We start from the raw sequence: 19796 nt of genomic DNA, 5'->3' as shown, positions 1-19796 counted from the left end.
GAGAACCCCGCTCATCTCGTCGCCCGGTGCCGCTCCGCCGAGCGAAGCCCGAGGGATAGCCTCGAAGGGTGATCGATCCCCTCCTCCTCGTCCTCGCCGGAGTGGTGGTCGTCGCTCTCGCCACGGTGATCGGGCCGCGCTTCAACGTCGCCGGCCCGCTCGTCCTTCTGGCGGTCGGCGCGGGAGTGAGCCTGCTCCCCTTCGTCGAACCGTTCTCGGTGAACCCCGAGGTCATCCTCGTGGGGGTTCTGCCCCCGCTGCTCTATTCGGCGGCCGTGCAGCTTCCGGCCATCGAGTTCCGTCGCGACTTCGCCCCCATCGCGGGGCTCTCCGTGCTTCTCGTCGTCTTCAGCTCGCTCGTTCTCGGTCTGTTCTTCTGGGCCGTCATCCCCGGTCTCGGCCTCGCTCTCGCCATCGCCCTGGGCGCGATCCTCAGCCCCACGGATGCCGTGGCCACCTCGATCGCCAAACGCTTGGGGATCTCGCCGCGCGTGGTGACGATGCTCGAGGGCGAGAGCCTGCTCAACGACGCCACCGCTCTCGTGCTCCTGCGCACGGCCGTGGCGGCCGTGGCTTCGGGATTCGCGTTCGGCGACGCCCTCGCCGACTTCGCGTGGGCCGTCGCGATCGCCCTCGTGTTCGGCGCGGTCGTCGGCTGGGCCAACCTGCGCGTGCGCGAGCGCGTCTCGAACTCCGCCGCGAACACCGCGCTGAGTTTCACCATCCCCTTCCTCGCCTACCTCCCGACCGAGCACCTCGGCGGATCCGGTCTGGTCGCCGCGGTGGTCGCGGGCATCGTCACCGGCCAGGGCGCGGCGCGGCGCTTCACCCCGGAGCAGCGCATCAGCGACCGGCTCAACTGGCGCACGGTCGAGCTGATCCTCGAGGGCGGGGTCTTCCTCGTCTTCGGCCTCGAGCTGAAGGACATCGTCGTCGCCAACCTCAGGGAGCACGAGGGGCTCTGGCACGGAACGTGGCTCGCCCTCTCCGCGCTCGGGATCGTGCTGCTCGTGCGGGCGCTGTACGTGACTGGGCTGATCGCGGTGCAGGCTCGGCGCAGCCGACGGCACGTTCGCCACCAGGACCGGATCGAGGGCGCGCAGCAGCGCCTCGACCGCTTCGAAGAGGCGTACCGGGAGGCACCCGAGCAGTTCGGCGAGGGGCGTGCCGACCCCGCCCGCACCGAGCGCCGCATCGGGTGGATGCGCGCGAGGATCTCGCGCACGATGGCCGATCTCGACTACTACCGCGACTCGCCCTTGACCGCCCGTCACGGGACCGTGATCGTCTGGGCGGGGATGCGCGGGGTCGTGACCCTCGCGGCGGCTCAGACGCTCCCGGTGGACACCCCGCAACGTCCGCTGCTGATCTTCGTCGCCTTCCTCGTCGCGCTGTTCAGCCTGGTCCTGCAGGGACTGACGCTGTCGCCGGTCGTGCGCGGCGTGGGCCTGAGCGGCGACGGCGGCGAAGGACCTACGCGCGACGAGCAGCGAGCCCTGAGTTCGGAGCTTCGGGATGCCGCGATCACGGCCGTTCAGTCGGGCTCGCTCGCGCGGCGCGACGGCGAGCCCTTCCCCGCCGACCTGGTCGAGCGCGCCGGCGCCCGGCTCGTGCAGCCGCCGGACGACGACGATGAAGCGAACGCACGGGTGCGCGACCTGCTGGAGCTGCGTCTGGCCTCCATCGAGGCGATGCGCAAGCGCCTGGGCGAGCTGAGCCGCGACGGGCGTTTCAGCACGGCGGCGCTGCGCCACGCCCTCGCCGAGCTGGACGCCGACCAGCTGAGTCTCGAGCTGCGCATCGACGACGGCGCGGACGACTGACGAGGAATACCAGGACCGGGGTTTCGGTTTCTCCTCGCGCGCATGCGGTCACCGCGAGAGTCGGGGTGACTCGACGGCGGGAGAGAAGTACCCCATGAGCAGGTTCGCCCGGAAAGTCGCCCTCGTCACCGGCGGAGGAAGCGGAATCGGAGCCGCCATTGCGCGGCAGCTCGGCAAAGAAGGCGCATCGGTGATCGTCACCGACATCAACCTCGAGGCCGCCGAACGCGTCGCCCAGGAGATCACCGTCGTCGGCGGCACCGCCACCGCGTTCGCCCAGAACACCGCGAAGTGGCAGGACTCCGAGTCGGCCGTCGAATTCGCGAAGAAGACCTACGGCGGACTCCACCTGGCGGTGAACAACGCCGGCATCGGCGGTCAGGCCGCGACCATCGGCGACTACGACATCGAGTCGTGGGACCGCGTGCGCGCGATCAACCTCGACGGGGTGTTCTACGGGCTGAAGTTCCAGCTCCCCGCCATCGTCGCCTCCGGTGGCGGAGCGATCGTGAACATGGCATCCGTCCTCGGCTCGGTGGGCATCGCCCAGAGCTCCGCCTATGTGGCGGCCAAGCACGCCCTCGTCGGGCTGACCAAGGTCGCTGCGCTGGAGTACACCGCCCAGGGCGTGCGCACGAACGCCGTCGGCCCCGGATTCATCGACACTCCCCTGGTGCGCGCGAGCCTGTCGCCCGAGGCGCTGACCCACCTCGAGAACGAGCACGCCGCCGGCCGCCTCGGCACGGACGACGAAGTCGCCGCCCTCACGCTGTTCCTGCTGAGCGACGACGCGTCGTTCATCTCGGGGAGCTACCACCTCGTCGACGGCGGATACTCCGCCCACTGAGGCGAACCCACCGGGCCCGCCGCGGCGGGTCCGGTGCTGCCTGCCGGGGCCGCGCGGGTGTGGCCAGGAGGCTGCTTGAGCGGTGCGGGGCGCCAGACAGCGCTTTCTGGGACATGCCCCGACGCGAAGTGGGACCAGGGTCGATGGCCGCCGGGCCATGTCCCACTTTTGGCTGCCTGAGGGGGCAGCAGACAGCACTTTCTGGGACATGTCCCGACACTTTCCGGGACATGGGTAGATGCGAGCGGGCCGCGGGTCGCTGGCGGCCCCGACCATGTCCCACTTTTGGCTGCCTGGGGCCATGGCGGACAGCGTTTTCTGGGACATGCCCCGACACTTTCTGGGACACGGATTGATGCGAGGGGAGATGCGGGTCGCTCGCCCTCAGACCATGTCCCACTTTTGGCTGCTTGAGGGGGCAGTAGACAGCACTTTCTGGGACGCGCCTCGACACAGGGGGGACGCCGGGCCGCGCGCGGAACGGGGCGTTTCGCAGGGTCGTGCGGCAGAATGGTTGCGGAGGTTTCCATGAGCGATCCGATCCCGACGATGCCGTCATCTGCGGATGCCGCCGGGACCAGCCCCGTGCCACTTGTGCACGCGGCGGCCGAGTGTCCGAAGTGCTTCACCGAACTGCAGAGCGATCGCGACTGGTGGCGTGCGCGCCCCGCCGGATCGCGGCTGGTCGGCCTCGTGGTCTCACGCCCCGACATGGAGACCGTCAAGCAACAGCGCGACGATCTCACGCGCTTCGGCGTGCCGATCGAGGGCTTCCGTCACCCGGCGCCCGAGACCCTCGAGGGATGGTCGAACAGACTCGACCGGTTCTTCGGAACGCTGACGCGCGGTGACGTGCTCGTCGTCGCGAGCGTGCACGCTCTCGGGCTGACGCGCGAGGACGAGACCCGCGCCGTTGCGGACCTTCGTCGACGCGGCGTGATGGTCAAAGTCCTCTCTCACGGCGATCGCCACCTGCACGACGCGACCCTTCCGTCACGCGGCTGAGGCACTCCTGCCGGCAGTCGGTGAGAGGCGAAGACGGGCGCGGTGACCGCGCTCGCGACGCGTTGAACCACGGCCCGGCGCGAGCGCGGCGACCCGACCAGGCCCGGGGGCGACAACTGCCCTCGTGCCGCGCGACGGCCTCGGCCCCATAACGGGACCGTGCCCGTGCGCCTGACCGCGGAGTCGCCGGTCAGACCCCGACGTATCGGGCGAGGTGCTCGCCGGTGAGCGTCTCCCGCTTCGCGACGAGAGCGGCCGGCGTCCCCTCGAAGACGATCGCGCCGCCGTCGCGGCCCGCACCCGGCCCGAGATCGATGATCCAATCGGCGTGCGCCATCACCGCCTGGTGGTGCTCGATCACGACGACCGTGTTGCCGGCATCCACCAACTGATCCAGCAGTCGCAAGAGGGTGTCGACGTCCGCCAGGTGCAGCCCCGTCGTGGGCTCGTCGAGGACGTACACGGCCCCCGTCTTGGCCATCGAGATCGCGAGCTTGAGCCGTTGGCGTTCTCCACCCGACAGGGTGTTGAGGGACTGGCCGAGCGTCAGATACCCGAGTCCGACATCGCGGAGGCGCCCCAGGACGGCCGCCGCCGGGCCTTTGACCAGGAACTCCGCCGCCTCATCGACCGACATGGCGAGAACCTCGGCGATGTTCTTTCCGTCGAGCGTGTACTCGAGCACGTCGTCCGAGAAGCCGGTGCCACCGCACAGCTCGCACACCGTCTCGACCGTCGACTGGAAACCCAGCTGGGTGACGATGACACCGAGCCCCTTGCAGGCCGGACACGCCCCCTCGCTGTTGGCGCTGAACAGGGCCGGCTTCACTCCGTTCGCCTTGGCGAAGGCGGCGCGCACCGCATCGAGGATGCCGGTGTAGGTCGCCGGGCTGCTGCGCCGCGACCCCTTGATGGCGGTCTGGTCGACGACGACCACATCGTCGAACGCGGGCAGATTGCCGTGGATGAGCGACGACTTTCCCGATCCCGCGACGCCCGTCACGACGGTGAGGACCCCCGTGGGCACGTCGACGTCGACGTCACGCAGGTTGTGCTGGGAGGCGCCGCGGATCGGCAGGACCCCGGTCGCCGTCCGGACGGCGTCCTTCAGCCGGGCTCGATGGTCGAGGAAGCGTCCCGTCAACGTCGCGGAGGCCCGAAGGCCGGCGACGTCGCCCTCGAACTGGATGGTCCCGCCGCCGCGCCCCGCGCGCGGACCGAGGTCGACGACGTGGTCGGCGATCTCGATCACCTCGGGTTTGTGTTCCACGACGAGCACCGTGTTGCCCTTGTCGCGCAGCTGCAGCAGGGTCTCGTTCATGCGCTGGATGTCGTGCGGGTGCAGCCCCGCCGTGGGCTCGTCGAACACGTAGGTGATGTCGCTCAGGCTCGAGCCGAGGTGCCGGATCATCTTCGTCCGTTGCGCCTCGCCGCCCGACAGGGTGCCGCTCGCGCGATCCAAGGACAGATACCCGAGCCCGATGTGCACGAAGGCGTCGAGGGTCTCGCGCAGACCCTGGATGAGGGGAGCGACCATCGGGTCGTCGATCGTGCGCACCCAGGCAGCGAGATCGGTGATCTGCATGGCCGCGGCATCCGCGATGTTGACCTCGCCGATCCGCGATGAGCGAGCGCCCTCGTTGAGGCGGGTCCCCCCGCACGCCGGGCACGCCACGAAGGTGACGGCCCGATCGACGAAAGCGCGGATGTGCGGCTGCAGGGCGTCGCGATCCTTCTGCAGCATGCTCTTGGTGACCTTGGGCACGAGGCCTTCGTAGGTCATGTTCGTGTTGGCGATGCGGACCTTGGTCTGCTCTTTATAGAGGAAGTCCTGGCGTTCCTGCTCGCTGAACTCGCCCACCGGCTTGTCGGCGTCGACGAAGCCCGACTCGCTGTAGACGCGCACCATCCACCCGTCGGCGGTGTAACCCGGCACCAGGATCGCCCCGGCGTTGAGCGAGAGCTTCGGATCAATCAGCTGGTCGAGGTCGATGTCGCTGACCTGGCCGAGACCCTCGCAGTCGGGGCACATTCCGCCCGTGATCTCAAACGATCGGCGCTCCTTCTGCCCCTTCTTGGCGCCGGTCGCGATGGTCACGGCACCCGCGCCCGAAATGGACGGGACGTTGAAAGAGAAGGCTTGAGACGACCCGACGTGCGGCTGACCGAGCCTGCTGAAGAGCACACGCAGCATGGCGTGCACGTCGGTCGCCGTGCCGACGGTGGAGCGCGCGTTGGCGGCCATCCGCTCCTGATCGACCCGGATGGTGGCGCTGAGGTTCTCGAGCGCGTCGACGTCGGGACGGGACAGCTCACCCATGAACTGCTGCACGAACGTCGGATACGTCTCGTTGATCAGCCGCTGCGACTCCGCCGCGATCGTCCCGAAGACGAGCGATGACTTGCCCGACCCGCTGACCCCCGTGAAAACCGTCAGCCGACGTTTGGGCACGTCGAGGTCGACGTCCTTCAGGTTGTTCTCGCGTGCACCGCGAACGCGGATGACGTCGTGGGTGTCGGGACCGTTCATGCGCTGCTCCTCGGGTCGCCCCCTAGTGTGGCGGACACCTCCGACATCCGCGAGACGTGCCCGCGCGAGGACGCTCGACCCCCGACCTGCCCGCCTCGACGGCAGACGACTCCGCGAAACGACGAGGCCCCCGCAGACGGATCTGCGGGGGCCTCGTGACGTGGATCAGCCCTGGGCGCGACGGTTCGTGCGGGGGCTGCGAGCGCCGACGACCATACCGGTCGTGGGGGTTCCGGATGCCGAGCGGCCCGCGCCCTGCGAACGCGAGGCGCCCGCTCCGGCGCGCTGTCCGCCACCGGTGCCCTGGCCGCGACCGGCACCGGAGCGCTGGCCCTGGCTGCGGCCGCCCTGGGGCGCGTGGCCCGCGGCGGCGGGGGCATCGGCCGAGGGGCCGCCGGCGCCACGGCCACGGCGACGACGTCCGCCGCCGGCGGATGCGGCGTCCGCACCCTGGGCACGCTCGGCGCGCTTGCGCTGGGCGTTCGCGCCCTGCGAGCGTCCGCCGCCCTGGGGCTGCGCGACGATCGGCTCGGGCTTGACGTACGGAGCGACCTCGCCGACCAGGGCGACGACCTCGGGAGAGGTCGGCGTCACGGCCGTGGGCGTGGCCGAGATTTTGGCCTTTCGCAGGATGTCGAGGGTGTCGCGACGCTGCTCGGGGAGCATGATCGTGACGACGTCACCGGCGGTGCCGGCACGGGCGGTACGGCCCGAGCGGTGCAGGTACGCCTTGTGCTCGACGGGCGGGTCGACGTGAACGACCAGCTCGACCCCGTCGACGTGGACGCCGCGGGCGGCGACGTCGGTCGCGACGAGCACCTTGGCGCGGCCGTCGCCGAAGGCGGCGAGGTTGCGGTCGCGCTGCGGCTGCGACAGGTTTCCGTGCAGGTCGACCGAGGGGATGCCCGCGGCCGTCAGGGCCTTGGCCAGCTTCTTGGCCTGGTGCTTGGTGCGCATGAACAGGATGCGGCGCGCGGTGCCCGAGGCGAGCGTCTGCACGAGCTCCTTCTTGGCGTCGGCATCGGCGGGGGCGAACACGTGGTGGGTCATCGCGGCGACGTGCGAGTGCGCCTCGTCGACCGAGTGCAGCACCTCGTTGCGCAGGAAGCGCTTGACGAGCTTGTCCACACCGTTGTCGAGGGTGGCCGAGAACAGCATGCGCTGGCCGTTGGCGGGCGTGCGCGACAGCAGACGCGTGACACCGGGGAGGAAGCCGAGGTCGGCCATGTGATCGGCCTCGTCGAGCACGGTGATCTCGACGTCGTCGAGGCTCGCGTGGCCCTGACCGATGAGGTCTTCGAGGCGACCGGGGCACGCGACGAGGATGTCGACGCCGCCGTTGAACGCGTCGACCTGACGCTTCTGGTTCACGCCGCCGTACACGGTGGTGGTGACCAGGCCGTAGGCCGCGGCGAGGGGCTTGATGACCTCGTCGATCTGGTTGGCGAGCTCGCGGGTGGGAGCGAGCACGAGGGCGCGGGGCTTGCGGCCGCGACGGCGGTCGTTCTTGCCGGCGAGGCGCGCGACGAGGGGAAGAGAGAAGGCGAGGGTCTTGCCCGAGCCGGTCTTGCCGCGGCCGAGCACGTCACGTCCGGCGAGGGTGTCGGGCAGGGTGTCTGCCTGGATGGGGAACGCGTCGTTCTTGCCCTGCGAGGCGAGAACGTCGACGAGGGGGGCGGGCACGCCGAGGTCGGCGAAAGTCTGGGACGTCATGAATACTCCAGCCGCGGCGCACGCGCGCACGGCGGTTCGGGATGCCGCGATGCTGCGGCTGCAGGGGGCGAAGGCGCCGGGTGGCGCATCCGTTCGCCGTGAAGGTCAAAGGCCCAATGAAAGGGGGCCGGTGCGTTCGACGACGCAGGGAGCGAAGGCTCCCGATGAGTCCAGTCTAGCGGTGCGTCACGCGGCCGCGCGCCAGCAGCCCGCCACGTGGTCGTCGACCATGCCCGACGACTGCATGAGCGCGTACATCGTGGTGGGGCCGACGAAGCGGAAACCGCGGCGGCGGAGCTCCTTGCTGAGGGCTGTCGATTCGGGGGTGACGGCGGGGACGTCGGCGAACACGCGAGGCGGGGTGTGCGCGGCCGGCGTGAACGACCACATGAGCATGTCGAGCTCGCTCTCGGCCATCTCGGCGACGATGCCGGCGTTCCCGATCACGGCCTCGATCTTCGCGCGGTTGCGGACGATGCCGGCATCCTGCATCAATCGCTCGACGTCGTCGGGGCCGAACGCCGCCACCGCGGCGGGATCGAACCCGTCGAACACCTCACGGAAGCGCGGACGCTTGCGCAGGATCGTGATCCACGACAGCCCCGCTTGGAAGCCCTCGAGGCTCATCTTCTCGAACAACGGACGGTCGCCGTGCAGAGCGGTACCCCACTCCTCGTCGTGATACCGCTGGTACTCGGCGTCGGCGCCGGCCCACGCGCAGCGGGCGGTGCCGTCGAGACCGATGAGGACGTCGCTCATCACCTCAGGCTAGAGCCGACCACCGACATGGCACGGCAGCGCGAAGAGACGCGAAGCGGACGGCGGCGCCCCCCTTCCGACCGCCGTCCGCTTCGCGCGTCACTTGGCGGGCTTCTTCTCCGGGATCGGAGCGGTGCCCGCGGCCTTCTGCGCCGCGTAGTACGACGCGGCTTCGTTCTGACGGTCGTCTTCGACGCCCGACGCGATCGAGGCACGGATGTGCTCGGGGCCGTAGCCGAAAGCGTCGACGAGGTCCTGCGCGTGCGGACGGAGCCGCGTGCAGAGGCGGTCGATGTAGCTCGATACGGCCGCGCCGCGCTGCGTCGACAGGCGTCCGTTGATCAGGTACCAGGCGAGGTGCTTCTCGATGAGCTGCAGGCCGAACAGGTCGCGCAGCCAGGTGAGCACCGTCAGGGTGTCGCGGTCCGTGATGCGGTTGATCGCATCGGTGAACGCCTCCCACTGGAGCAGCTCGCCGTGAGCTCGCGCGGCCTCGATCAGCTGCGCCTGGTTCTCGTTGAAGAGCGCGGCGGCATCTTCACGGGAGAGCTTGGATGCCGGACGGAGACGCCCGGCGATGTCGGCGATCATCTGCTGAACGCGTCCCGCCAGCAGCTCGTGCTGCTGCTCGGCGCGGAGCCCCTTCTCGACGGAGCGCGCCGTCGACCCGAAGTCGCTGACCGCCTGCCCGAGCTGACGCATCCCGGCACCGTGGAACAGCTTGCCGGCGGTCTGACCGACGGCGAAGGCGGCGAGCTGCTTGGCATCCTTGCCCTTGAACTGCTTGGCGTAGTCGGCGAGAAGTCGCTTGCCGACCAGCTGCAGCAGGATGTTGTTGTCACCCTCGAAGGTGACGTAGATGTCGAGGTCGGCGCGCAGGCCCACGAGGCGGTTCTCGAAAAGGAAGCCCTGCCCGCCGCATGCCTCGCGCGACTCCTGCAGGGTGTCGAGGGCGTGCCAGGTCGACAGCGGCTTGAGCGCGGCGGCGAGGGTCTCGAGGTCTTCGCGGTCGGCATCCGTGTCGAGGCGGCCGCTGAAGACGCCGTCGAACTTCTGCAAGAACTCGTCGTGCGCGAAGATCTGCGCGTACGTGGTCGCCAGACGCGGGAGCAGACGACGCTGGTGCTTTCCGTAGTCGAGAAGGGTCACCTCGGGGGTGCCGTTGCCGGAGTCGAACTGGCGCCGCTGATTGCCGTACGTGATCGCGATGATGAGGCCGATGGCCGAGGCCCACGCGGCGGCGCCGTCGAGCGAGACGCGACCCTGCACGAGGGTGCCGAGCATGGTGAAGAAGCGACGACCCGGGCTCGCGATGTCGCTCGAGTACGTGCCATCGGCGGCGACGTCGCCGTAGCGGTTGAGCAGGTTCGTGCGGGGCACGCGCACCTGGTCGAAGTGCAGGCGTCCGTTGTCGATGCCGTTCAGGCCACCCTTGAGGCCGTCGTCTTCTCCGCCGATACCGGGAAGGAAGTTGCCGTCGTCGTCGCGGAGGGGCACGTAGAAGCAGTGCACTCCGTGGTTCACGCCCTGGGTGATGAGCTGGGCGAACACCGTCGCCGCCTTGCCGTGCACGGCGGCGTTGCCGAGGTAGTCCTTCCAGGCGCCGCGGAACGGCGTGTGGATGACGAATTCCTCGGTCTCGGGGTCGTAGGTCGCCGTCGTGCCGATCGCCGAGACGTCGGATCCGTGGCCGGTCTCGGTCATCGCGAAGGCGCCGGGGATCTCGAGGCTCATGATGCCCGGCAGCCACTTGTCGTGGTGCTCCCGGGTTCCGAGCTGGAGGACCGCCGAGCCGAACAGGCCCCACTGCACCCCCGACTTGATCTGGAGGCTCGGGTCGGCGGCGACGAGCTCCTCGAAGCCGGCGATGTTGGCACCGTTGTTCTCTTCGCCGCCCAGACGCTTGGGGAACGCGCGGTGCACGGCCTTGTTCTGGACGAGCAGGTGCAGCTGGCTGAGGGTGCGCTCGCGGTGCGCGTCCATCCCGAGGCTGTCGTCGCGCCACAGGGCAGGATCCTTGATCATCTCGCGCGCCTGGCGACGGGTGTCACCCCAGGTGCCGAGAAGCAGGTCGGTGACACGCTCGGTGTCGATGCGCGCTTCGGAGGCCTCCGCGGCACTGTGCGGTGCGGTCGGGGCACCCCCGACGGGCGTACGCGTGCTCGTGGCGGGCGTGGTGGGACGGACGGCGGCGTCGGTCATTTCGGCACCTTTCGACGTTGCAAAGGACGTGAACCACGGTAGGTGTCCCACAACGCGAGCCCAAACACCCTGTGCGATACCGACAACAACGCCGCGTCTCGTCTCGACGGGTCGTTGTGGGTGGTCAACATTCCCGTGTGTGCGCTGAGCGTCGAGTGGATGCCGTGGGTGCCGGCGCGTGCGAGCGCAGTGCGTCCTGCCTTTTGGCGCGCGGCGGGTCGCGTCAGTTCGCGGCGACGACGGTGAGGATCCCGTCGCCGTAAGCCTCTCGCTTCTTCGCGCCGATGCCGGTGATCCCGTCGAGGTCGCCGACCGAGCTCGGGCGCGCGGCCGCGATCGCTCGCAGCGTCGCGTCGCCGAACACGATGTAGGCCGGTACGCCCTGCTCGCGAGCCTTCTCGGCGCGCCACGCGCGGAGCGCCTCGAACAGGTCGCGGTCGCCGGCAGCGACGTCGTCGGCGCTGGACTTGCGCTGACGGCTGCCGCCCCCGCCTCCCCCGGTGCGTCCGAGAGCGTCGCGGCGCAACGGCACGGGCGTCTCGCCGCGCAGGACGCCGGCCGAGGCCTCGCTGAGGGCGAGCGTGCCGTAGTCGCCTTGCGCGACGATGATGCCGCGAGCGAGGAGCTGGCGGATGACGCTGCGCCAGTCCTGGTCGGACAGATCGGCGCCGAGGCCGTAGGTGCTGAGCCGGTCGTGGCCCTGCTGCGCGATGCGTTCAGTCTTCGCTCCGCGCAGGATGTCGATGAGGTGACCCGCGCCGAAGGCCTGGCCACGCTCGCGCTGCAGCCGCACGATCGTGGAGAGAAGCTTCTGCGCCGCGACGAGGCCGTCCCAGGTGTCGGGCGGCGTCAGACACGTGTCGCAGTTGCCGCACGGCTCGGATCGCTGCCCGAAGTAGTCGAGGAGGTTCTGCCGACGGCATCCGACCGTCTCGCAGAGGGCGAGCATCGCGTCGAGGTGCTGGCCGAGACGCATCTTGTACGACCGATCGCCCGGCGACTGGTCGATCATTCGACGCTGCTGGACCACGTCGCCCAGACCGTACGCCATCCATACGGTCGAGGGATCGCCGTCGCGCCCGGCGCGGCCGGTCTCTTGGTAGTACCCCTCGACGGATTTGGGCAGGTCGATGTGCGCGACGAAACGCACGTCGGGCTTGTCGATCCCCATGCCGAAGGCGATCGTGGCGACCATGATCACGCCGTCGTCGCGGAGGAAACGCGACTGGTTGGCTGCGCGCACGGAGGCGTCGAGACCCGCGTGGTACGGCAGAGCGTCGAGGCCCTGAGCGCTGAGGTAAGCGGCCGTCTGCTCCACACTCTTGCGACTCAACGCGTAGACGATGCCGGCGGAGCCCTCGGGCTGCGAGCGGATGAACTGCACGAGCTGCCGCCGCGGGTCGACCTTGGCGTCGATGCGGTATTGGATGTTGGGGCGGTCGAAGCTCGCGACGAACCCGCGCGCGTCGCGCAGGCGTAGCCGCTCGATGATCTCCTGCGCGGTCGCGGGGGTGGCCGTGGCGGTGAGGGCCATGCGTGGGACATCGGGGAACCGGTCGGCGAGGTCGCCGAGGGCGAGGTAGTCGGGCCGGAAGTCGTGGCCCCATTGCGACACGCAGTGCGCCTCGTCGATGGCGATGACGCTGAGCCGACCGCGTGCGAGGAAAGCCAGGGTCTGCGCGCCGTTGAGCCGCTCGGGCGCGACGTAGAGAAGATCGAGTTCACCCGCGAGATACGCCTGCTCGACGGCCTGCCGCTCGGCGGGCGCCTGTGTGGAGTTGAGGTAGCCCGCGCGCACACCGTTGGCGATGAGCGCCTCGACCTGGTCGTGCATCAGGGCGATCAGGGGGCTGACGACGAGACCCGTGCCCGGGCGTACGAGCGCGGGCACTTGGTAGGTGACGCTCTTTCCGCCGCCGGTGGGCATGAGCACGACGGCGTCTCCGCCGTTCACGACGTGCTGCACGATCTCGGCTTGATCGCCGCGGAAGGCGTCGTACCCGTACACCTCGTGCAGGACCTCGCGCGGATCCCGGCCCGTGAAGTCGCGAACGGCCGGGAGCTCTCGCGCGGTGCCGGTGACGGCCACCGCGCGCGCGAACGGGGACGACGGGTCGACCGGCGGCGGCGGCGCGTCGAAGTCCTCGGGCGGAGCGAACTGGTCGGGGTCCCAGTCGGCCCCGGCGTAGGGGTCGTCGGGGAGGTCGTACGGCTCGGGCGGCGCGTCGGCGTACGACTCGGATGCGGCGCCGGGATAAGTCACCCCCCAACGGTAACCCGGGCCACCGACACGCACACCGCCCCGGCATCCATCGGGAGATGCCGGGGCGGAAGACGCTCCTGTGGAGGATCGTCGGATCAGTGCGTGGGCGGCGCGAACACCAGCTGCGAGGCGAGGAGCCCCTGCTCGCGGCTGACGATCTGCGCACGGCCGGGGGCCGCTCGCTCCGGCTTCACTCGACCGATGAGCGCCCCCTCCTCGGGGTTTCCACCGAGCAGGATGCCGGTGACGCCCAGGTCGGTGAAGCGCTGGATGATCGGGTCGTAAGCGGCACGGCTGGCCCCGCCCGAACGGCGGGTCAGGATGACGTGCAGACCGAGGTCGCCGGCCTGGGCCAGCAAGGGCTGCAGCACCGCGATCGGGTTGCCCTGGCTCGTGGCGACCAGGTCGTAGTCGTCGATGAGGATGAACCCCTCGGCGCCCTTCCACCAGCTGCGTTCCCGCAGCTGGGTCGGTGTGACGTCGGGCCCGGGGATGCGCGTCGAGAAATACTGCGACAGGTCGTTCATCCCACCCGTGGCCAGATCGTGCGAGGTGAGATACGCACCGAGGTACTCGTCGGGGATCTCGCCGAGGAGCGCACGGCGGTAGTCGACGACGAAGATCTTCGCCTCGGCGGGCGTGTACAGCCGCTGGATCTCTTTGGCCACGCCGCGCAGGAACGACGACTTGCCCATCCCCGAGTCGCCGTAGACGAACAGGTGCGGTTCGACGCGGGGGTCGATGCCGAAGGGCGACAGCTGCGCTTCTTCGATGCCGAGCAGCATCCGGCGATCGCCCGGCTCGGCGAGGGCGCGCACCGCGTCGAGCGAGATGTTCTCGGGCAGAAGGCGGAGCTTCGGCCCCGGCTCCCCGTGCCAGGCGTTCGTGATCCTGCCGATCATGTCGGCGACACCGTCGGCGATCGTCGAGGGGTCGTCCGAACCGTCGATGCGCGGGACGGACGTGAGCATCTGCAACTTCGACACGGCGAGACCGCGGCCGGGCTGACCGACCGGGACGTTGGCCGCCTGCTTGCGGTCGACGTCCGAGTCGGTGGGGTCGCCCAAGCGCAGCTCGAGGCGCGTCTGAATGAGGTCCTTGAGGTTCGCGCGGATCTCGAGCCACCGATTCGCGGTGACGACGACGTGCACGCCGAAGCTGAGGCCGCGAGCGGCGATCGTCTGCACTCGCGCCTCGAGCGGTTCGAACTCCGACCGGAGCGTCGACCAGCCGTCGATGATGAGGAACACGTCGCCGAACCCGTCGTCGAGACGCCCGTCGCGCCGCCGCGAGCGATAGGTCTCGATCGAGTCGACGGCGTTGCGGCGGAAGTACTGCTCGCGCGCGTCGAGCACGGCCTCGACCTCGGCGATCGCACGGCGGACGGCCTCGGGCTCGGTGCGGGTGGCCACGCCCGAGATGTGCGGGTGCTTCTGCATCGCGGTGAAGCCACCGCCGCCGAAGTCGAGTATGAAGAACTGGAACTCCTGCGGGGTTCCGGTCAGTGCCAGGGCCGAGACGAGGGTGCGCGCGAGGGTCGACTTTCCGCTCAGCGGGGAGCCGACGATCGCCACGTGACCGGCGGCGCCTCCCAGCGACACCGTGAGGTGATCGCGACGCTGTTCGAGGGGGATGTCGACGACGCCGATCGGCACGGTAAGCGCTCCCGCTTCGCGCCAACGACGCGAGACGAGTCCAAGGGCCGGGTCCTCCGCGAGGTCGGGCATGAGCTCGTCGAGCGGGGCGGGATCGGCCAGCGGCGGCAGCCACACCTGGTGCGCCTCGGGTCCGCGGTCCTTCATGCGGTCGACGGCGATCTGGAAGGTCGAGCGCTTGTCGGTGGCCGGGGTGGCGAGCGCCGCGGGCGTGGCATCCGTGTTCTCTTCGACCGGCTCGTCGTCGGGCTGGGCGAGGGCGGTGAACACCTCGACGCGGGCCGGGCCCGTCGACCCGGACTCCAGGTCGTCCACGTTCAGACGGGCGTTGCCCTTCGGGCGGCCCGAGACGTACGCCGCGCGGAACTGGACGAGGTTCTCGGTGTCGCTCTTGAGGAATCCGACTCCGGGCTCCTGCGGCAACGTGTACGCGTCGGGGGTTCCGATGATCGTGCGGGACTCGGCGGCCGAGAAGGTGCGCAGACCGATCCGGTACGACAGGTACGTGTCGAGACCGCGCAGCTTTCCCTCTTCGAGCCGCTGGGATGCCAGCAGAAGGTGCACGTGCAGGGATCGACCGACGCGACCGATGTTGAGGAAGCTGTCGACGAATTCGGGCTTGGCCGTCAGCAGCTCCGAGAACTCATCGACGACGACCAGGAGAGCCGGCAACGGGGCCAGGTCGGACCGACCGCCGAGGCGCGCGGTCTCGTACTCGCCGACGTTCGCGAAGTTGCCCGCGGCGCGCAGCAGCTCCTGGCGCCGCACGACCTCTCCCTGCAGGGCGTCCTGGAAGCGGTCGACGAGCGCGAGCTCGCTGCCGAGGTTGGTGATGACCGCCGACACGTGCGGCATCTCGGCCATGCCGGCGAACGTCGCGCCACCCTTGAAGTCGACGAGCACGAAGTTCAGCTGCTCGGGCGAGTGCGTCATCGCCAGCGCGAGCACGAGCGTGCGCAACACCTCGGACTTACCCGAACCGGTCGCGCCGACCATGACGCCGTGGGGGCCCATGCCCTGCGACGCGGACTCCTTGAGGTCGAGGATGAGCGGGGTACCCGAGGGCTCCTGACCGATCGGCACACGCAGGCGGTCGCGCTCGAGGCGGCGCGTCCACGCCTGATCGAAGTTCACCGTGCGAACGTCCGGCAGTCCGAGCAGCTCGGTGAGCTCCAGCTGCCCCTGCGTGGTCGGCGCGTCGACGACGACCATGGGCGCCGGCCGCAGGGGCATGAGCCGACGGGCGGTCGCCTCCGCTTCGGCGATGGTCATGGCATCCGGAATGAAGGTCTGGGCCCGACCCGCTCCGTCGATGAACTCGGCGGGGGCGACGACCGGCTTCGACTCGGCGCGACGGCCCCGCGCAACGACGGGCGCCTCTGCGAGCGCGACGCGCGCGACGTGGGGGTCGTCGAGTTCGTCCCAGCGCGGGGGCAGGTCGATCACGGTCACGCCCTGCGCACCCTCGAGGCCGACGAGCGGGCTGTTCGTGGGGGTCTCGACGCCGTCCACGATGAGCACCACGTGCGGGGTCACTCCCCCGCCCGGGGTGAAGCGGGGACGAGTGGAGAGCTGCGGGGGCAGCATGTCGACGAGCTCGTCGAGCGATGCCGAGATCATGCGCGCGGGGCCGAGCCGGTCCTGCACACGCGACGACATCGCGTGCGGGAGCCACTTGGCCCAGTCCCACGCGGGCATCTGCGCGGGACCGGCGAGGATCGCGATGATGACGTCCTCGGGGTCGTGCAGGGTCGCGGCGGAGGCCACCAGCGAGCGCGCGAGACTGCGGACGGCGTCTTCGTCGGAGCCCACGAGCTCGATGCGCGAGTAGTCGCCGAGGGGGAATCCCAGCGGCAGATCGCGCTGCATCTCGTGGGTCAGCATGAAGCGGTGCGCGGCCGAGGCGGCCACCGGGTCGAGCTGGGCCAGGGGCGGGAGCTCGGGCGCCTCGAGCGTGAGGCTGAGCGGCTGGTCGGTGACGCCGATGCGGGCGAGGAGGAACGTCTCGTCGCCGGGCTGGCGCTCCCACACGCGCGAGCGCTCCTCGGCGATGAACGGCAGAGCGGCCGGGGCCGGCATGATCCACCCGCCGTGGCGGCGCTGCTTGCGAGCCGCGACGCGCACGGTGTCACGCAGGTCGGACAGGTAGGCGAGGTACTCGCGGCGATTGCCGAGCACCTGCGCATTGCGCTGGGCGCGCTGACGCCACCCGTTGACCGCCACGAAGCCGAGGGACGACAGCAGGAACATGCCACCGATGAGGAAGCCCGTCGGTCCGCTGTTCGAGATGGTCACCATCACGATGGCGCCCACGCTGCCGAGCATCGGCAGGAGGGAGGTCAGGATGCCGCTACCCCCCTCGTTCGGCACGAGTTCGGGTGGCGGCTGGAGCACGATCCGCCCATTGGGCAAGGACGGCGGGGCGATGCGCGGACCCGTGCTCACACCGGACCTCCGATCAGACGACTCAGGGTGAAGACGCGTTCGCTGAGGCGCACGCGGGTGCCCTCCTCGAGCAGGGTGCGGGAACCGGGGCGCAGCACGTGGACGGTGCCGTCGTCGTCGATCAGCTCCGATCCGTTCGTGGATCCGGCGTCGGTGACCCACGCGGTCTCGCCGTCGTGCTCGAGACGCAGGTGGGTCTTCGAGATGAGGCGGTCGGGGTCGTCGACCGAGATGAGCACGTCGTTCGGCTGATCCGCGACGGGAGCGCGACCGAAGTTGACGGCGGCGGGGAGGTCGAACTGTTCGCGCTGGCCGGTGTCGAAGACGACGAGCAGTTGCGCGCGGCCGACGCCCGGGGTGCGCGTGGGAGCGGCCGGCGACGGGGCGACGGGCTCGGGGGCGATGGTCGCGGGACGCTCACCCGCGACGCTCGGCGCCTCGATCGCGATGATGGGGGCGTCCCACGCCTGCGCGAGCGGAAGGGCCGCCGCCGACGAATCCATGCGCAGCGGCTCGCGGGCTGCACCGGTGCGCTGGACGGTGGGCTCCGACAGACTGCGGGGCTCGTCGGCATCCGGAGTCTGCTTTCCGCGGGGCACGGACAGCAGAACCGTTCCCGCGGCGCGATCGGCCCAGGAGCGCCGACGGCCCGAGGTGTCGAACGCCGCCGAGGCGACGACGACCCACGCGCCGGCGAGGAGGACGAGGCCGCCCAACACCACGAGAAGGCCACGGACGAAGGCGCGACCGGCACCCGGCACGACGGGCTCCTCGGCGCGCGCGGTGCGCAGCCCGAACAGCAGGGCCCCCGGCGTGACGCCACGTCGCGCCTGGAGGATCCACAGGCCGAGCAGGGCCTCGGCGGCGATCACCGCTCCCAGCACGGGAGAAGCGAGAAGGGATGCCACGCCCGAGGCGATGACCACGAGGGCCGCGTCGACACTGAAGGCTCCTACGCGCACCCCCACCGTCGCGGGCGCGCCGAACGGCGTCAGCTGCGTCATGTCGCCATCATCGCACGCGCGATCTCCACCGCTCCGGCGGCGAGCATGCCCGCCGGAAGAGACAGCGCCGTCGCCAGCGCCTCGAAGATGTCGCCGGTACGCGACCAGCCTAGAGAGCGCAATCCGCGACCGACGGGCACGACCAGCAGAGCCGACCCCAGACCGACCACCAGGAGGATGCCGGCGAAGACGACCAGCGTGTCGGGAGAGACCCTCGGCAGCAACGCCATCAGTACGGCGACCACCACGGCGGCCGCCCCCAGCCGCTCCACCCACCGCAGGAACGGCACCGTGCTGCGGCGGGAGCTGAGCAGGAGGGCGAGGACGACGGTCGCCGCCAGAGCGATGCGCCCACCGAGGACGACCGGATTGTCGGTGTCGAAGGTCGGCAGGGCGGTGAACGCGCTGGCCGCGCCGGCGGCGATCAGCAAGACCACACCGATCGTGAGGCGGGCGGTGGAGCGTTCGACCAGCGCGTCGGCGTCATCGGCTTCGATGGTGCGGACCTCGTCGGGGAGGTTCTGGCGCACCGTCCACCGCGTGCTCTGGAAGCGGCCGTAGTCGATGAAGGTACCGGGAGCCACGTCGACGAGGCTCGACTGCAGCACGCGCTGCGCCACCGGGACCAGACCGAGGGTCACGGCGGCCGGCGCCGACGGGTCGAGGTGCATCAGCAGCGAGAGGCCCCAGACGGCGGCCAGAACGGCGAGCACGATCGTCGCCGTGCGACTCTGCGCCCGTAAGGTCTCGGTGGCGCCGAGCACCCCGACGACGCCGGCGACGACGGCCCCCGACAGAAGACCCGTGAAGATCGCGACGAGCGGGGCGGAGGCGGGGAGGCCGGGGACCACCGCGACACCGCCGCCGAAAGCCAGACCGATCACCCCCACCACGGGAGCGAGGATCGGCGTGCGCGAACGGGCGCGCAGCGCGAACACCGCGCCCGCGGACAGAGCGGCGAGGAGCGCCAGCACCGCGACGGGCCCGCGCACAGAGACCGGAAGGCCATCGCCTCCGACAAGACGGAGGAGGGCCAGGATGCCACCGCCCGCGGCGAGTACCCACCACGCGGCCGAGACGCGCATCGCGCTCGGCGCCGCAGCGGCGCGGGCGACAGCGTCGGGAAGAGAGGCGCCGGGGTCGACCAGCACGAGGACCACTCCGTCTTCCAGAGAGGTCATCGCCGTCGACCGGTCGATCTCGCGGCCCGAGATTCCTACGACGCGGGTGCCGCGGGCGGTGTCGGAACCGGCCGCGCGGAGGACGTCGTCGACGCGGGCGCGAAGAGGAACGACCAGGTCGAACCGGGATTCGCCATCGATGAGCGCCACACGACGCCCCTGCATCACCTCTGCGCTCAACGGTCCCCCTCGTTCTCGCGCTCTCCGACCCGCAGGCCGCAACCGCACCAGCGTATCCGTCCCGCGCGGACCCGTGTTCGCCTTTCCACCGTTCACCGGGGATAAAGATGAGAGTTTTGTCATCTTTTAAATTGCGCAAGAGGCTTGAACCGGGGGGATGCTTTACGTAAGTTCGAAGTCCGGTGGGGG

General features: G+C 70.2%; 11 protein-coding genes. 3 read left to right on the top strand and 8 right to left on the bottom strand.

Going from position 1 to position 19796, the window contains the following annotated elements; genetic code table 11:
• The first annotated feature begins 68 nt into the window (after positions 1-68).
• The 3 genes from ASE56_RS05275 (at position 69) to ASE56_RS05265 (ending at position 3675) form a co-directional block, all read left to right on the top strand.
• Positions 69-1823: a sodium:proton antiporter gene (locus ASE56_RS05275; RefSeq protein WP_082450322.1), complete on the top strand. Its 1755-nt coding sequence runs from the start codon at positions 69-71 to the stop codon at positions 1821-1823.
• 94 nt (positions 1824-1917) lie between these two features.
• On the top strand, positions 1918-2670 hold the full coding sequence (locus tag ASE56_RS05270; RefSeq protein WP_056225915.1) for an SDR family NAD(P)-dependent oxidoreductase: 753 nt from the start codon (positions 1918-1920) through the stop codon (positions 2668-2670).
• 528 nt (positions 2671-3198) lie between these two features.
• The gene (locus ASE56_RS05265; RefSeq protein WP_056225912.1) at positions 3199-3675 is read left to right on the top strand and encodes a hypothetical protein; all 477 of its coding nucleotides are present in this window, start codon (positions 3199-3201) and stop codon (positions 3673-3675) included.
• A 190-nt stretch (positions 3676-3865) separates the two neighbouring features.
• Here ASE56_RS05265 and ASE56_RS05260 read toward each other — a convergent pair whose 3' ends face one another.
• The 8 genes from ASE56_RS05260 to ASE56_RS05225 all read right to left on the bottom strand — a co-directional run bounded on the left by ASE56_RS05260 (position 3866) and on the right by ASE56_RS05225 (position 19607).
• The gene (locus ASE56_RS05260) at positions 3866-6205 is read right to left on the bottom strand and encodes an excinuclease ABC subunit UvrA (protein WP_056225909.1); all 2340 of its coding nucleotides are present in this window, start codon (positions 6203-6205) and stop codon (positions 3866-3868) included.
• 165 nt (positions 6206-6370) lie between these two features.
• Positions 6371-7918, bottom strand: coding sequence for a DEAD/DEAH box helicase (locus tag ASE56_RS05255; RefSeq protein WP_056225904.1), 1548 nt, complete (start codon positions 7916-7918; stop codon positions 6371-6373).
• Between the two features lie 186 nt (positions 7919-8104).
• On the bottom strand, positions 8105-8677 hold the full coding sequence (locus ASE56_RS05250; RefSeq protein WP_056225901.1) for a DNA-3-methyladenine glycosylase I: 573 nt from the start codon (positions 8675-8677) through the stop codon (positions 8105-8107).
• Positions 8678-8776: 99 nt separating this feature from the next.
• Positions 8777-10879 (bottom strand): acyl-CoA dehydrogenase, encoded by a 2103-nt coding sequence (locus ASE56_RS05245; RefSeq protein ID WP_056225898.1) that lies wholly within the window; start codon positions 10877-10879, stop codon positions 8777-8779.
• A 223-nt stretch (positions 10880-11102) separates the two neighbouring features.
• Entirely contained in the window at positions 11103-13142 is a 2040-nt protein-coding gene (recQ, locus tag ASE56_RS05240; RefSeq protein WP_056225895.1) for a DNA helicase RecQ, read from the bottom strand.
• A gap of 95 nt (positions 13143-13237) precedes the next feature.
• Positions 13238-17191, bottom strand: a complete 3954-nt coding sequence (gene eccCa, locus ASE56_RS05235; protein WP_235556932.1) for a type VII secretion protein EccCa — start codon at positions 17189-17191, stop codon at positions 13238-13240.
• Between the two features lie 47 nt (positions 17192-17238).
• Positions 17239-18246: an RDD family protein gene (locus tag ASE56_RS16860; RefSeq protein ID WP_056225888.1), complete on the bottom strand. Its 1008-nt coding sequence runs from the start codon at positions 18244-18246 to the stop codon at positions 17239-17241.
• Positions 18243-19607, bottom strand: coding sequence for a hypothetical protein (locus ASE56_RS05225; protein ID WP_156371618.1), 1365 nt, complete (start codon positions 19605-19607; stop codon positions 18243-18245). The genes ASE56_RS16860 and ASE56_RS05225 overlap by 4 nt, the downstream gene beginning before the upstream one ends.
• Positions 19608-19796 lie beyond the last annotated feature (189 nt).

The organism is Microbacterium sp. Leaf203, assembly GCF_001421275.1.
GTDB classification, from domain to species: Bacteria; Actinomycetota; Actinomycetes; order Actinomycetales; family Microbacteriaceae; genus Microbacterium; species Microbacterium testaceum_A.
This window is presented reverse-complemented; position numbering and strand designations above follow the sequence as displayed.

Coding starts and splice junctions, on each gene's coding strand:
- ASE56_RS16860 (WP_056225888.1), bottom strand. CDS start 18,246: ATGACGCAGCTGACGCCGTTCGGCGCGCCCGCGACGGTGGGGGTGCGC.
- ASE56_RS05260 (WP_056225909.1), bottom strand. CDS start 6,205: ATGAACGGTCCCGACACCCACGACGTCATCCGCGTTCGCGGTGCACGC.
- ASE56_RS05255 (WP_056225904.1), bottom strand. CDS start 7,918: ATGACGTCCCAGACTTTCGCCGACCTCGGCGTGCCCGCCCCCCTCGTC.
- ASE56_RS05245 (WP_056225898.1), bottom strand. CDS start 10,879: ATGACCGACGCCGCCGTCCGTCCCACCACGCCCGCCACGAGCACGCGT.
- ASE56_RS05265 (WP_056225912.1), top strand. CDS start 3,199: ATGAGCGATCCGATCCCGACGATGCCGTCATCTGCGGATGCCGCCGGG.
- ASE56_RS05250 (WP_056225901.1), bottom strand. CDS start 8,677: ATGAGCGACGTCCTCATCGGTCTCGACGGCACCGCCCGCTGCGCGTGG.
- ASE56_RS05270 (WP_056225915.1), top strand. CDS start 1,918: ATGAGCAGGTTCGCCCGGAAAGTCGCCCTCGTCACCGGCGGAGGAAGC.